The following is a 14,065-nucleotide window of genomic DNA, read 5'->3' as shown; positions in this document are numbered from 1 at the left end:
TAATTACTAATTACTATGGACTTAAAAAATTAAAAAATACTAAATAATTGATTTACAAATAAAAACAAATCAACGATTTTCGTTGCAATTAAATTTTTGGCGTTAAATTTGCCTTATCAATCAATCAAAAATCATCAATCATGTTAAAACAATTTTTTATCCTGTGTTCAGGAGCCGACAGAAAGCTTCTCGAAAGCTGTTCAGAAGGCGAACAAACCAAATATGTTGGTATTGGCGCCACCGTTTTTTTTACTGCAGTAATGGCTTTTCTGGCCAGTACTTATGCGCTTTTTACTGTTTTTGACTCTATTTATCCTGCTCTTATTTTTGGATTTGTATGGAGTTTACTCATTTTCAATCTGGATCGTTTTATCGTTTCTACTATTAAAAAAAGAGATCGCTTTATGGATGAATTCCTGCAGGCGACTCCCCGAATTATTCTTGCGATTATCATTGCCATCGTAATTTCAAAACCACTTGAAATCAAAATTTTCGAAAAAGAAATCAATACCGTTTTGCTAAAAGAAAAAAACGAAATGGAACTGGCTAATAAAAAGCAAATAGGAACTTATTTTCAATCGGATTTGGATAAAAATAAGGCTGAAATTGCTGCTTTAAAAGCTGATATTCTGCAAAAAGAGAAAGAAGTAAATGCTTTATACTCCACTTACATTACAGAAGCCGAAGGGACTACAGGAACTAAAAGATTAGGAAAAGGCCCGGTTTATAAAGAAAAGAGAGAAAAACACGATGCTGCTTTAAAGGAATTCGAAACTTTAAAAGCCACTAACGAAGCCAAAATTGCCGAAAAAGAAAAAACAGACAAACAGCTTCAGGCCGATCTGGATAAAAAGGTTTCACAGACACAGCCAATCATCGAAGGTTTTGATGGATTAATGGCGAGAATCAATGCATTGAACAAATTACCGTGGCTACCGTCATTTTTTATTATGCTATTATTTTTAGCAATCGAAACTTCTCCTATAATTGCCAAATTGCTGGCTCCAAAAGGCGAATTCGATATTAAACAGGAAGAAGCTGAAACTGCCATGAAAGCCACTTTGGAACAAAATAAATACCAGCGTGAGTTATTGATAAAAACAAGTGCAGAAATGCACGACAAAGTATATGCTGATATTGCCGAAGATAGGAACCTGTACAATCTGCAGCGAAAGAATGCAACCGAATTGTTAGAGCTGCAATCAAATGGTTTTTTAGAAAAACAAAAACGGACACTGTAATTCTACAGTGATTTATAAAATTGTAAAGAAAGAGGCCGGATAAGCTTCTTTCTTTTTATAAAAAATCAACAAATGGAAAAAAGTCAGTTAACTCCCAGAAAATAAAATTCAAATTGGTAAAAATGTTGAATTTTCTAAAATTCATTGGAGTAAACCCATAAAATGTTTTAAAAGCAGCTGAGAAATGAGATACATCTTTATAACCACATTTATAAGCTACCTCCCCTACATTTGAATTTTTATTTTTGAATAACTTTTTGGCATACTCCATTCTGAGTTTGGTAACGTAACTTTTTACCGTGGTTTCAAAACAAGCTTTGAACCCTTTTTTGAGTTTAAATTCGTTGAGCGAAATCAATCTCGAAAGTTCCAGAAGTGAAGGTGCGTTTGTAAAATTGCGTTCTAAAATTCTTTTGGCCTCCAATAGTTTTTTAAAATCCTTTTCATCAACTGGAACTTTGCTTTCAAGTTCCTTTAAGGATTCAAGCTGAAAAATTAAAAGCTCTTTGATCTTAGCCTCCAGGTACATTTTTTTCATGGAGCCTGAATATTTACAATTCTTTATTTCGTGGATAACCCATTGAATTTCTGAATTGAACGGAACGTATTTTGGCGTCAGGTAACCGGTTTTTTTCTGTAAAATATTTTTGGAGAATTTTTGATGTAAATCCCAGTTTTCATTAATCAATTTAGAATAAAAATCGGGAGACAAAATAATCGACAGGTAATTAATTTCTTCTGATTCAGGAATTTTAAAAATAGCGTTGAGTTTTGATGTGTAAAGGATATTATGCGTGTTTTCTGTGGTGTACTTTTCGCTTTCCACATCGTCTATATTTGCTTCTACATTATTGCAGCAAATAAAATTCAGTACTACTGACTCACCAACCATTTCAGTCCGGATCGTCTGTGGCGTCGAAAAACACATTTGAATATCAATAATCAAAACATCTTCAGTAACAAGATTCGTGCTTGTAATTACTCCCAATTGCTCCTTCTTTATACTGATATTTTCTTCAGTAAAATGATTTTTTTGATTGTAAGCGGCTGTTTCTATGTCTATAATAGGCTCTTCTTCTCCCAGAATGATTGATTTAAATCTCAAAATATAATCCGTTTTTACAAAATAATAATCCGTTTTTCCCTATCTGTTTTAAGAGCTGTCATGGTACTTTTGCTGCAAATTTATTTATAATAAGTCTAATTAAGAACAATATCTGCTAAAAATTTTAAATACCATCAATGCTCAATAAATACACTTTTCTTATTCTGTTTATTTTCATGACTTTACCGTCTTTTTCACAAGAAAATCAGGCTAAAGAAAAAGAGAAAACGACTAAAAAACAGTCCGAAGCCGAGACATTGGAAAATGTAGAAGTTAAGGGAAAATCTAAAAAACAAAAAATAGAGACACAAGGCTTTGCTGTTAATGTAATTGAAACAAAGGAAGCTTCTTTAAGAAATATACAAACTAACGAATTACTAAATCAAAGTGCTGGTGTAAGAGTACGTCAGGCTGGTGGTTTAGGCTCATTTGTCGAATATAACCTGAATGGAATGGCCGGCAGCGCTATCGGAATATTTATTGACGGTATAGATATCAGTACGTATGGTTCTTCTTTTAATTTAAATACAATTCCACCAGCATTAATAGAACGAATTGAAGTTTATAAAGGTGTTTTGCCAACACATTTATCCGGTGATTTTCTAGGAGGTGCTATTAATGTAATTCTTAAAAAGGGTGGCCTGAAAAATAATTTCAATGTTTCAACCTCTTATGGCTCATTCAATACAGTACAATCTGACATTAGCGGAATGTATCGCGATGAGAAAACAGGATTCACTGCAAAAGGATCCGGATTTTTTAGCTATTCAGATAATAACTATGAAGTATGGGGGAAATTTGTAAAAAACAAACAGCCTAACGGTCGCGAAGAAAGAGTTAGGGCAAAACGATTTAACGATGCCTTCCGCTCCTATGGTTCTCGTTTTGAACTGGGTTATACCGATGTAAAATGGGCTAATAATTTTATGATTGGCTACACAGGTTCCGAAGCTTATAAAGAAGTACAACACGGTCAGTACATGGCAACTCCTTACAAAGGAAGATTTACAGAATCTGAATCAAATATATTAACGGTTAATTACAATAAGAAAAACCTTTTTACAAAAGGATTAGAATTTACTCTTAATGGTGTTTACAGTAACAGAACGCAGTACATTCAGGACACTGTAAAATGGGCTTACAACTGGTACGATGAAAAGGTTCTTGATTTATATGGGAAACCTCTATTAACCCAAAGTGGAGCACAACAAGGCAGACCAACAATGAGTACGATTGATCGAAAAATAACCAATATTCGATCTGATCTACAATATCGTATTGCTGCCAATCATAAATTAGAATTTAACCATTTATTTTATATAGCAGACAGAGAAGATTATGACGCTTTGTTAACCATTTTGGAAAACAATTACCAGGCAACAAGTAATATTACTAAAAATGTCTTTTCATTAGGTTATGAAATGCAGGCCTTTAATTCCCGTTTAAAAGCAAACTTCTTTGGTAAATATTACAACCAGAAAGTAGAAAGAATAGATCCAAAAGCACAAGTGGTAAATGGGCAAACTGTAAGAGTAGAGCAAATCACTAATGATTCCAGATCAACAACCGGATACGGTGTTGCAACTTCATACGCGGTTACTCAAAATTTATTCGTTATTGCTTCAGCTGAGCAAGCGGTAAGAATGCCTTCTGAATCACAGGTTTTTGGTGATCAGGGCGAAAATTTAGTTGGAAATCCTAATCTTAGACCCGAAATCAGTAATAATTTCAATTTAGGATTTCGTCTCGATTCCTATAAAATAAAGGAACACCGTATTTCACTTTCCGCAACGGGATTTATCAGAGATACCAAAGACAAAATTGTTGCTTTATCGAATGACAGGCCGGTAAATAATATAGAAACTTTTCCATTTGAAAACCTTGCTGCCAGTCAGGCCATAGGATTTGAAGCAGAAATGAATTATGGCTTTAAAAATTTAGACATTCGATTTAATCTTTCAAAATTTAATTCCCTTTTCAAAAGTAAATTTAATGGCGAAAAAATCAGTAACAGATATAATGTTCAAATACCAAACGAACCTTTTTTCACGGCTAATGGAAATGTGCAGTATACATTAAAGAATCTGTTTCAGGACAAAGCTATTCTAAACTTATTTTACTATTGTGGATATGTTGCATCTTACAATACTATTTGGGTTGAATCTGATAATTACATGACACCTACGCAATTTATTCAAGACTTAGGTTTGAGCTATATATTTCCAAACAAAAAATTCATCCTGAGTTTTGATGCTAAAAACATATTCAACCGTGAGGCCTATGACAACTTTGCCGCACAAAAACCTGGCAGAGCTTTCTATCTAAAATTAAACTATACTATTAATAATTTTTAAATAAGTACAAATATGAAAAATCAAATTTCAAATTTTTTCATGAGTACTGCTGTAGTAGCAGGACTCGCTTTAGCAAGTTGCAGCAGTGACAATAATAATGATGGCGGATATGAGCCAGATTTAGGAAACAGTACTCGTTGGATTACTCTGGCTGGTGCCTTGATGGGAACTAATCCAGGAGATGGAAATGGTGGTACTATGGTATATGCTGTTAGTGTAGATGATGCTAAAAACCCTGAAAAATCAATTAATGCTTATGATAACGGTTTCCATGTAAAATCACAAAGAACAGCTCGTTTACAATCATCAGAAGATGGAGCAACACTTTTTAACATTGCTTATACAGGACCTGACGGAGGTGAATTTTCAAGGTATACCGTAGGTGGAGGAAAAAACATGGTGCAATCAGATGTTACTGTAAACATATCAGATTATGCTACTGCATCTCCAAGATGGGTAAAACTATTTGACGGAGATAAAACAGGTATTGCAGTAAACCTTTCAGGTGTTAAAGTAACAATTGAGGCAGATGGAAAAACATACAAACATTCTAGAGGAAGAGCAACTGTACTGGCTTTACATCTACAAAATGTTTTGATTAATGGTTACAAACAATACGAACTTCCGCTATCTCCTTCAGAAGAAGCTTTGGGACATTATATTTCTCGTTTAGATGGCCCTGTGTTAAATAAAGCAGGTAACAAATTAATTATTGGAGTTGCAAAAGGAAAACATGATCCTGCAACTGGGGCAGCTCACCCATCTGGAACAACTTTTACAAGAATTTCTGCAAAATCACTTGTGGTAGATTATCCTTCATTAGAAAACCCTACGATAATCTCTTCTACACTTAGTGACGGAAACACAAATGGTTACCGTAGCTTTAATAATTTCCTGGCAGAAGATGGAAATATTTATCAGGCAACTCAAAATGACACAAAGGGGTCTCACATCTTAAAAATCAATTCAAACAATCAGTATGATAACTCTTATGTATTTAGTTTAGATGCTGCTTTAGGTGTTACCGGTACTTACGTTGATGCCTGGAGATATGCTGGTGACGGAATTGCTTATGTGCTTTATACACACGCAAATGCCGACGATCAGGGCTTTGTTGCACGTATAGATTTGAATACTAAAAAAGCTGAACTTGTAACCGGAATTCCTTATGATGCCGATCTTAATTTTGGACAATATCAGGGCTTTGTAGTGAATGGAGATGAAGTTTTCATCGCTGTTACTCCTGTAGGAAAAGATGGTAACATCTATGTTATCAACAGTAAAACTAATGTTGTAACTAAAGGTGCTAAATTAATCAACAAACCGGGCAATCATTATATTGGAGTATTTTAAGCTCATTATTTTATAATAAGAAAGCCGAAAGAAGTATAAACTCTTTTCGACTTTCTATTTTAAGGACAAATTTGTCTCAATAAATCTACATGAAAAACCAAAAAAACCTATTTCATAAACTGAAATAGGTTTTTTTATATTATTCGGAATCATTTTTCTTAAACATTTTTCAAATTGATGATTTCCTGATCTGTTAAAAAACGCCAGTTTCCTCTTGGCAGATTCTTTTTAGTCAAACCTGCAAAAGATACACGGTCAATACGCAACACATCATACTCAAAGTTTTCAAAAATAGCACGTACCACTTTTACATTCGATGAACGCAGTTTAAGACCAACTTCACTTTTTGGCTCGTTATCAATATAACTGATTTCTTCAACAAATACACGATGACCATCAAGAACAAGTCCTTTGCTTATTTTCTCTAAATCCTCAAATTTCAGGTTTTTATCTAATGAAACCTGATAAATTTTAGACGATTTCTGACTCGGTAAGGTAAACTTACGAATCATATCTGTATCATTCGTAAATAACAACAAACCGGTTGTGTTTTTGTCCATTCTCCCAATCGGAGCAATTTTTGCCGTTGTAGAACCACGAACCAATTCTAAAACATTACGATATTCCTGACCTTCATCAAGAGCAGTCGTAAAGTTTTTAGGTTTGTTCAACAAGATATATTCTTTCTTTTCAGGAGTTAAAACCACTCCGTCAAAGTTTACCACATCATTTAATTTTACTAAATAACCCATTTCAGTTACCGGAACGCCATTTACTTTAACGTTTCCTGACTGAATGTATATATCTGCATCACGACGCGAGCAAACACCTGAATTCGAAATATATTTATTCAAACGTATTTCATCAGAAGCTTTTTGTCTTTTTGGAGCCTGATTTTGTTTTTTAATTTTTTGTGCTTTCTCTTCTTCGGCTGCCTTCACAGCAGGTTTCACTTTCTTCGGCCCTTGAGCACGCTTTGCCATAGGAGGTTTTGGCTTGCCGGAGTTTGATTTTGAGCTGTTTGGTCTCGATCCGCCTCTTTTATTATTCCCTTCCTTGTTGTTCATAAATTCTGTAATTTGTGCAAAGATAGTTTTTTCCTGCTAATAAATCTTAAGTTCAATATTGTTAGATTAATAGCATTACGGTTTTCATTAATCAGGAGCATCACAATTGGCTTTTTTAAAGATTAATTATTACACAGAGCTGCACAAAATTTTATAATTCTCTACGAATCTTTGCGAAAATGCTTTGCGAATCTCTGCGGAATAAAACCTAATAATTAGAAATCAGCTGCTTCCCGTGCCACAAAACACTCGGGTTAATCAAAACAATGCAAAAAACGCCCGAAACAATCAAAAATTTAAGCACATTATGAAGCAGTAAGTACTGCTCTTTTGAGTTTGATTTCCATAAATAAAGCAGAAAAAAAAGTAATGTTATAAAACATACATAGAAATAAATATCCATATAACCTACGTCATAAACATTGATTAATACGTAAACCGGAAGTATCGTTAGAAAGGTTAAAACTGTAATAACTTTTTTCGAAATGGCTTCATTATAAAGTATTGGAATAGTTTGGTAATTATTGGCCAGATCACCTTTTAAATTTTCAAGATCTTTTATCATTTCCCTAATCAGCAATAATAAAAAAAGAAATATGGCGTGAGATGAAATAATGGTAAAATGGCTCCTGTGGTTTTCTATTTCTTCAAATGAAATTTGGTTATAAAAATATAACAAAATGGCAAAAAATGGTAAAACAGCCAGAAAGGCAGCTGTTAGGTTTCCGATAATAGCATATTTTTTTATTTTATGAGAGTAAAACCAAATCAGGAAAATATAGGCCGAAAAAAATAAAGAAGCACGCCATGAAACAATCAAAGCCATCAGAACAGCCATAAAGTTCAGAGAGAAATAAACCGAAAGTTTTGTTTTTTGACTTACCAGACGATCCAGCATCGATTTGTTGGGTCTGTTGATTAAGTCTTTCTGACTGTCGTAAAAATTATTGATAATATACCCCGAAGCAATTGTAACTGCCGAAGCAAATACAATGAGAAACAAATAAGAATCCAATAAAATATCAAGTGCCCTTTTTTCAGGTGCGAGTATAAAAATAGCTGATAAATATTGTGCTAAAACAATAATCGGAATGTTGTAGCCTCTTACCACAGAAAACAGACTGACAATTTTCATTACTAAAAGTTTGTGCTGTCTGTTTAACATCATACGGATTTAAAGTTTGGAAAAGTATAAATTTAGAATTGATAAACAACTTCTAATTTATAGTCTTTTAAGGAAACTTTAGCACGTTCTAAATCTTCAGTAAAACCCAGAATATAACCGCCGCCGCCAGAACCGCAAAGTTTTAAATAATAATCATTAGTGTCAATTCCGTTTTGCCAGATTCCGTGAAACTGTTCAGGAATCATTGGTTTGAAATTGTTTAAAACGACTTTAGAAAGCTTTTTAGTATTCGTAAACAACGATTTCATATCGCCATGTAAAAAGTTGTCTACACAGGCATCAGTATATTTAACGAATTGGTTTTTTAGCATCGCACGGAAACCTTTGTCTTTCAGGTTTTCCATGAAGATATTGACCATAGGAGCCGTTTCGCCAACAATACCTGAATCTAATAAGAATACTGCGCCTTTACCATCGAAACTTTGGGTTGGGATTCCGGTTGCTTCGATATTATCTTTAGAATTAATTAAAATCGGAATACTCAAATAGCTGTTTAATGGGTCCAGACCAGAACTTTTTCCATGGAAAAAACTCTCCATATTTGCAAATATGTTTTTTAGCTGTAATAATTTTTCACGGGTCAGATTCTCAAGGACCGTAATTTTATGGGTAGCATATTTATCATAAATAGCTGCAACCAAAGCACCGCTGCTTCCTACTCCATATCCTTGCGGAATACTGGAATCAAAATACATTCCGGTTTCAACATCACTTTTTAAAGCTGCCAAATCAAAAGCAACCAAATTAGGCTGTTCTGTTTGTAAGGTTTCCAGATAAGTGGTGTAACGTTTTAAACTTGCATTTGAGGCAATGGCTTCTGCAGAAGGATTTTCATCTTTCTTTAGTGCGCCATTGTAAAAATTATAAGGAATAGAAAGTCCTTTAGAGTCGCGAATGATTCCGTATTCTCCAAAGAGTAATATTTTTGAGTAAAATAATGGTCCTTTCATATCATTTATTTAATGTCTTTCTTTATTTTATTTGGGTCTTTCTTTATTTTATTTGGGTCTTGCCTAGTGTCGAAGAATGCAATTATTTCAACTCTTTTTGTGTTGAATTTATAATAGATTGTTGTTTGTTTTGATAAAACACATTTGTGATATTTGTTATTTATTTCCGATTTAGGAAAAATTTCAGGTTCTATTTGTATTAGATAAATTACTTTGTCCAGATTTGATATAAATTTATTTTTAACTTTATCTGACCATTTCATTTCCAGATACCCAAATAATTCAAATAAACTTTTTTCTGCGTTTTTTGAAAAGATTATCGTTCTTTTCATTAACGATGTTTTTTCATCATATCTTCATACAAAACAAATTCACCACGTTCAATTTGTCTTTCTCCTTCTTCAATTTCTTCTTTCTGCTGATCAGTCAAGTCATCCCACCAATCTTTCTGTTCTTTTTTGAAAATTTTTCGAATAGATTTTAATATAGTCGGATCTTCTGTATCTGCTAACAACTTTATCAGTTCAAGTTTTTCTAATTGAATGTCCATAATCAAAAATTTAACTAAAGATACGCAAAATTATAATGCAATTGCGCCATCACCAATTTCGTCGCAAATGTACTGACCATTTTGACAAAAGCCAACTAATTCGTTCTTAATAAATTGTAATACTTTTTCTTTTACATTTTCAGGATAAAGCACATGCACGTTTGCACCGGCATCAAGGGTAAAACAAACCGGAGTTTTTGTTTCGTCCCTAAATTTCCAGATGGCATTGATAATCTGCAATGTATTTGGTTTCATCAGGATGTAATAAGGCATTGAAGTCATCATCATGGCATGCAAAGTCAGAGCTTCACTTTCTACAACTTTGATAAACTCTTCTACATTTCCACTTTCGAAAATAGCGATTAATTTATCAAGATTCTCGTGTGCCTGCGCAAAACGGCTGTAGGCATACGGATGATTGTGCATTAAATCATGTCCAACTGTGCTCGAAACCTGTTTTTCTCCTTTATCAACCAATAAAATCGTGTCCTGATAATTATGGAAATTTTCATGGATTGCATACGGAAATTCAACCCCAAATAAATCAGAGCTTCCTTCGATATTTGCCTGATTTCCCCAAACAACAACATTTCCTTTCACGCTTCGGCATGCACTTCCGGAACCTAAACGGGCTAAAAATGATGCTTTCTGATAAAAATAATCGTCTGTCATTTCCGGGTTGAGCTTTTTTTCTAAACTCATAAAATTCATTGCCAAAGCGGCCATTCCGGATGCCGAAGAAGCGATTCCCGAGCTGTGCGGAAAAGTATTATGAGTATCAATCGTGAAATGATAATCTTTCAAAAACGGCAGATATTCTTCAATTCGCTCTAAAAACTTTCTGATTTTTGGCTTAAAATCTTCTTTTGGTTTTCCTTCAAATAATAAATCAAATGAAAAAGCATCCTTACTCTCTTTCTTTTCAAAAGCAAGTTTTGTAATGGTTTTGCAATTATTCAATGTAAAACTTACCGATGGATTCGCCGGAATCTGGTTGTCTTTTTTCCCCCAGTATTTTACCAATGCTATGTTGCTTGGAGCACTCCATTCAAAGCTTCCGTTTTCAATTGTTGAAGAATATGTTTTAGGAATAAAATCAGCTGCTGTAAACATGAATTATAAAATTTTGACAAAGATAACTTTTTCACCATATAAGTTATATAAGAAATATAAGCAGCTTTTACTAAAATGAACTTAATATGACTTATATGGTTTGAAATTTTTCTTTTTGACTATTTTTGATTCAAAATTTGATTATCATGAATAAGTTCGTAAAAATAGCAATAGCTTTAGTAGTTTGTCTGGCAGTAGGATATTCTGCAAGTCTGGTAACAAGACCCAGCGTAGCAGAGTGGTACCCAACAATTGAGAAGCCATTTTTTAATCCGCCCAACTGGATTTTCATGCCGGTCTGGACCTTGCTTTATATTTTAATGGCCGTTGCAGCCGGATTAGTCTGGGATAAAATAAAAAAGCAAAATGAAGAAGTCAAAAAAGCTTTAGGATTCTTTATAATTCAACTGACATTAAATGCGGTTTGGTCTTACTTATTCTTCGGACTAAAAAATCCGATGCTGGCTTTAATTGAAATTGCGCTTTTATGGCTGATGATTTATGAAACGTATTTAAAATTTACTAAAATCAATAAAACAGCCGGATATTTATTAATCCCATATTTGGCCTGGGTTGGCTTTGCAGCTATTTTGAATGCGAGCATTTGGTGGTTGAATAAGTAGTTTCAGTTTTTTTGTTATATAAAATGTATAGTTATGAATAAATTGAAGGTTTTTATTGTTTTAGTTTTACTTTCATTTAAATCTTTTGCTTGTTTGAATGGTGAAAGTAAATATTTGAAGAATGGCGAAATTGCTTATATCGATTTTAGAGGACTAGTTCCTCATGGACATAACTTTTCAAATTTTAAATCCTCTAAGATTCTAATTGAACTTGATAGTTTATATCGAAAAACTAATGATATTGAATATTTATCAGACAAAGGATATGTTTTAATTATTCAGAAAAAATATCACGAAGCTTTACAATTATATCTCAATATTGAAAAAATTAAGCCTAATAGATATTCGACAGCATCAAATATTGGGACTTTATATGAATTAATAGGAGAAAATCAAAAAGCGTACAATTGGATTAAAAAATCTATTGAAATTAATCCTGAATCTCACTATGGTTCTGAATGGCTGCATTTAAAAATATTAGAAGCTAAAGTCAAAGACATCAAAAATGTTTCCGGTGAGTTTTTAACAAATAATAGTTTTGGGAAAGAAGCTTTTCCGAAAACAAATTTGTCTAACAAACAATTAAGGCTATTTGCTCAGTCTGTCTACTTTCAAGTCAATGAAAGAATGAGCTTTATTAAACCTGAAGATCATATTATTTCCGTGTTACTTTTTGAACTTGGGAACGCAGTTAAAATTATAGGAGAAAACCAGAACGCTAAACAAATTTACAAAAAGGCCAAAGAGTATGGTTTTAAAGATAAAATAATTGACAAAAGGCTAAACTCCTACTATGAAAGCAGCGCAAGTTATGGTAAAATTAAAAATCAAAAAAAATCTGAATCTATAAATAATAAAGTAAGAATTGATATTTGGATTGTTATATCAATAATTGGCGGAGTAATATTAATTGGTTTAATACTATTTTATTCTAAATCGAAAAATTCAAAGAATACACAGTCCTAAAAATGATTTTAAAAACTCATACCTAAATTAATGTGTTTTTAATTCTTACTATCTACCTCAACTTCTTAAACTCTTCATTTTTAGAATATAAAAAATCCATCGTAGCCAGAATATTTGGATTTTCTAAAAGGGTGTTAGATTTAGGATCAGCTTCGCAGAATTCAATAAAAAGCGCTGTTTCTTCGGGTTTTAATTTCAGCTCTTTTGTCAAAAAATCAGGATTTAATGTGCTTTTTATAAGCTGGTTTAAATCAATTTTGGGACTTTCCTTTTTAGGAGTTTCTTCTTTTTTGAATAAATTCCGAATTTGTTTTCCTAGGTAAATAAAATCTGTTCCGTTGGGCATAACTGCTTCTTTATAACCAGCAATTTTTAATCCTTCTTTTGATTTGTGAGCATTTAGTTTAATTTGTTCTATTTCTTCTTTAGTCAGCCAGACTGTTTTTGATTCCTTATTCAAAACGACAACTTCTTTCAGCTCTTCCGGTTTGGCAATCATATTGACTGTAAAACGATTGGACTGAATGTTTTCTGCTGTGACTTTTAATCTTGTAAATAAAAAATCTTTTGAGAAGAAAAGCAGACTGTCTTTTATATTTACACTAATTGAAAATTCGCCCGATTCATTTGTTCTGGTGCTGATTTTAGCAGTTTTGTTGATTACTTCTACATTTTTAAGCGGAAGATCCTGAGCAACTACTTTGCCATGAAGCAATTTTTCAGTTTGTGAAACAGATAACTGATAGGTAAATAAAGAAATTGTGGTAAGTAATTTTACTCTCATACAGAATTAATTTGCTGAGAGTAAAATTATTAGAATCGTCTTAATGAAAACTTATGGATTGTGTAAATTCTTGTTAATACTTACGTTAGGATATTGAAATGGAGTAAATATTAAATCAAATGTTTTATAAAATATCAATCAATTCTGAAGCCGAATTTATAACCAATTTTGCACCGCTGTTTTTCAATTCTTCCTGAGTTCTGTAACCCCAGGTAACGCCAACAGGAAACATATTTGCGTTTACTGCTGTCTGCATATCGATATCAGAATCGCCTACAAAAAGGATTTCTTCGGGTTTTAAGTTCCATTTTTTGCTGATTTCGACTGCTTCAAACGGATTTGGTTTTTTAAGCGCTTCTGTACTCAGACCAACTGCAGCATCAAAATGATTTGGAAATATTTCAGTAGCTATCTTCTTGGTCAACTCATCTGCCTTGTTGGAGAAAACCGCCATTTTGATATTTTGTGAAGCCAAATTATCCAGTAATTCGACAATTCCGTCGTATGGTTTTGTTTTCAGCGTGCAGGTTTCACGATAACCTTTCACCATACTTTCAAAGCAGGTTTCAATCTGCTCCTGAGAATTGTTTGATACAGGCAAAGCCTTGCTTACTAAATTCCGTAAACCGCTGCCAATAAAATATTGATACGTATCATAAGTATGCGTTGGATAATTTAGACTTGTAAGTACTGAATTCATGGCATCTGAAATGTCTTCTAATGAGTTTACTAACGTTCCGTCTAAATCAAAAATAATTCCTTTAAATTTCATT

14 protein-coding genes are annotated in these 14,065 nt (G+C 33.1%); 5 read left to right on the top strand and 9 right to left on the bottom strand.

Annotated features, from left to right (window positions below; translation table 11 throughout):
- Positions 1-140 precede the first annotated feature (140 nt).
- Complete coding sequence (locus JE46_RS05190) at positions 141-1,241, top strand: DUF4407 domain-containing protein (RefSeq protein ID WP_031454199.1); 1,101 nt, start codon at positions 141-143, stop codon at positions 1,239-1,241.
- Positions 1,242-1,296: 55 nt separating this feature from the next.
- Here JE46_RS05190 and JE46_RS05185 read toward each other — a convergent pair whose 3' ends face one another.
- Entirely contained in the window at positions 1,297-2,346 is a 1,050-nt protein-coding gene (locus JE46_RS05185) for a helix-turn-helix domain-containing protein (protein WP_035136429.1), read from the bottom strand.
- A 137-nt stretch (positions 2,347-2,483) separates the two neighbouring features.
- Between JE46_RS05185 and JE46_RS05180 the strand changes: the two genes are divergently transcribed.
- Positions 2,484-4,700 carry a TonB-dependent receptor gene (locus JE46_RS05180; protein WP_083480846.1) on the top strand — a complete coding sequence of 739 codons (2,217 nt, stop codon included), beginning with the start codon at positions 2,484-2,486 and terminating at the stop codon, positions 4,698-4,700.
- 12 nt (positions 4,701-4,712) lie between these two features.
- Entirely contained in the window at positions 4,713-6,053 is a 1,341-nt protein-coding gene (locus tag JE46_RS05175) for a hypothetical protein (protein WP_031454196.1), read from the top strand.
- 158 nt (positions 6,054-6,211) lie between these two features.
- Here the strand turns inward: JE46_RS05175 and JE46_RS05170 are convergent, their stop codons facing one another.
- The 6 genes from JE46_RS05170 to JE46_RS05145 form a co-directional block, all read right to left on the bottom strand.
- A complete protein-coding gene (locus JE46_RS05170) occupies positions 6,212-7,120 on the bottom strand; it encodes a pseudouridine synthase (protein WP_031454195.1) in 909 nt (302 codons plus the stop codon).
- A gap of 208 nt (positions 7,121-7,328) precedes the next feature.
- Entirely contained in the window at positions 7,329-8,285 is a 957-nt protein-coding gene (locus JE46_RS05165; RefSeq protein WP_031454194.1) for a geranylgeranylglycerol-phosphate geranylgeranyltransferase, read from the bottom strand.
- Positions 8,286-8,317: 32 nt separating this feature from the next.
- Positions 8,318-9,256: a mevalonate kinase family protein gene (locus tag JE46_RS05160; protein WP_031454193.1), complete on the bottom strand. Its 939-nt coding sequence runs from the start codon at positions 9,254-9,256 to the stop codon at positions 8,318-8,320.
- Positions 9,257-9,261: 5 nt separating this feature from the next.
- Positions 9,262-9,588 carry a type II toxin-antitoxin system RelE/ParE family toxin gene (locus tag JE46_RS05155; RefSeq protein WP_031454192.1) on the bottom strand — a complete coding sequence of 109 codons (327 nt, stop codon included), beginning with the start codon at positions 9,586-9,588 and terminating at the stop codon, positions 9,262-9,264.
- Positions 9,588-9,806: a hypothetical protein gene (locus tag JE46_RS05150; RefSeq protein ID WP_031454191.1), complete on the bottom strand. Its 219-nt coding sequence runs from the start codon at positions 9,804-9,806 to the stop codon at positions 9,588-9,590. Before JE46_RS05150 ends, JE46_RS05155 begins: the two co-directional genes overlap by 1 nt.
- A 30-nt stretch (positions 9,807-9,836) precedes the next feature.
- Positions 9,837-10,919 carry a diphosphomevalonate/mevalonate 3,5-bisphosphate decarboxylase family protein gene (locus JE46_RS05145; RefSeq protein ID WP_031454190.1) on the bottom strand — a complete coding sequence of 361 codons (1,083 nt, stop codon included), beginning with the start codon at positions 10,917-10,919 and terminating at the stop codon, positions 9,837-9,839.
- Positions 10,920-11,065: 146 nt separating this feature from the next.
- On the opposite strand from JE46_RS05145, the gene JE46_RS05140 reads away from it, so the two are divergent.
- Both JE46_RS05140 and JE46_RS05135 read left to right on the top strand, forming a co-directional pair.
- Positions 11,066-11,542 (top strand): TspO/MBR family protein, encoded by a 477-nt coding sequence (locus JE46_RS05140; protein ID WP_031454189.1) that lies wholly within the window; start codon positions 11,066-11,068, stop codon positions 11,540-11,542.
- 42 nt (positions 11,543-11,584) lie between these two features.
- Positions 11,585-12,508: a tetratricopeptide repeat protein gene (locus JE46_RS05135; protein ID WP_167343418.1), complete on the top strand. Its 924-nt coding sequence runs from the start codon at positions 11,585-11,587 to the stop codon at positions 12,506-12,508.
- 52 nt (positions 12,509-12,560) lie between these two features.
- Here the strand turns inward: JE46_RS05135 and JE46_RS05130 are convergent, their stop codons facing one another.
- Positions 12,561-13,292, bottom strand: a complete 732-nt coding sequence (locus JE46_RS05130; protein WP_031454187.1) for a hypothetical protein — start codon at positions 13,290-13,292, stop codon at positions 12,561-12,563.
- Between the two features lie 124 nt (positions 13,293-13,416).
- Positions 13,417-14,064 carry an HAD family hydrolase gene (locus JE46_RS05125; RefSeq protein WP_031454186.1) on the bottom strand — a complete coding sequence of 216 codons (648 nt, stop codon included), beginning with the start codon at positions 14,062-14,064 and terminating at the stop codon, positions 13,417-13,419.
- Position 14,065: the final 1 nt, after the last annotated feature.

Source organism: Flavobacterium chungangense LMG 26729 (assembly GCF_000735715.2).
GTDB classification, from domain to species: Bacteria; Bacteroidota; Bacteroidia; order Flavobacteriales; family Flavobacteriaceae; genus Flavobacterium; species Flavobacterium chungangense.
Note: the sequence above shows the minus strand (reverse complement) of the source record. Positions and strands in the feature narration are given on the sequence as shown.

Bases quoted from the DNA above. Each gene is read 5' to 3' on its own strand.
- JE46_RS05125 (WP_031454186.1), bottom strand. From the start codon at position 14,064: ATGAAATTTAAAGGAATTATTTTTGATTTAGACGGAACGTTAGTAAAC.
- JE46_RS05160 (WP_031454193.1), bottom strand. From the start codon at position 9,256: ATGAAAGGACCATTATTTTACTCAAAAATATTACTCTTTGGAGAATAC.
- JE46_RS05175 (WP_031454196.1), top strand. From the start codon at position 4,713: ATGAAAAATCAAATTTCAAATTTTTTCATGAGTACTGCTGTAGTAGCA.
- JE46_RS05190 (WP_031454199.1), top strand. From the start codon at position 141: ATGTTAAAACAATTTTTTATCCTGTGTTCAGGAGCCGACAGAAAGCTT.
- JE46_RS05165 (WP_031454194.1), bottom strand. From the start codon at position 8,285: ATGTTAAACAGACAGCACAAACTTTTAGTAATGAAAATTGTCAGTCTG.
- JE46_RS05180 (WP_083480846.1), top strand. From the start codon at position 2,484: ATGCTCAATAAATACACTTTTCTTATTCTGTTTATTTTCATGACTTTA.
- JE46_RS05150 (WP_031454191.1), bottom strand. From the start codon at position 9,806: ATGGACATTCAATTAGAAAAACTTGAACTGATAAAGTTGTTAGCAGAT.
- JE46_RS05140 (WP_031454189.1), top strand. From the start codon at position 11,066: ATGAATAAGTTCGTAAAAATAGCAATAGCTTTAGTAGTTTGTCTGGCA.
- JE46_RS05145 (WP_031454190.1), bottom strand. From the start codon at position 10,919: ATGTTTACAGCAGCTGATTTTATTCCTAAAACATATTCTTCAACAATT.
- JE46_RS05155 (WP_031454192.1), bottom strand. From the start codon at position 9,588: ATGAAAAGAACGATAATCTTTTCAAAAAACGCAGAAAAAAGTTTATTT.
- JE46_RS05130 (WP_031454187.1), bottom strand. From the start codon at position 13,292: ATGAGAGTAAAATTACTTACCACAATTTCTTTATTTACCTATCAGTTA.
- JE46_RS05170 (WP_031454195.1), bottom strand. From the start codon at position 7,120: ATGAACAACAAGGAAGGGAATAATAAAAGAGGCGGATCGAGACCAAAC.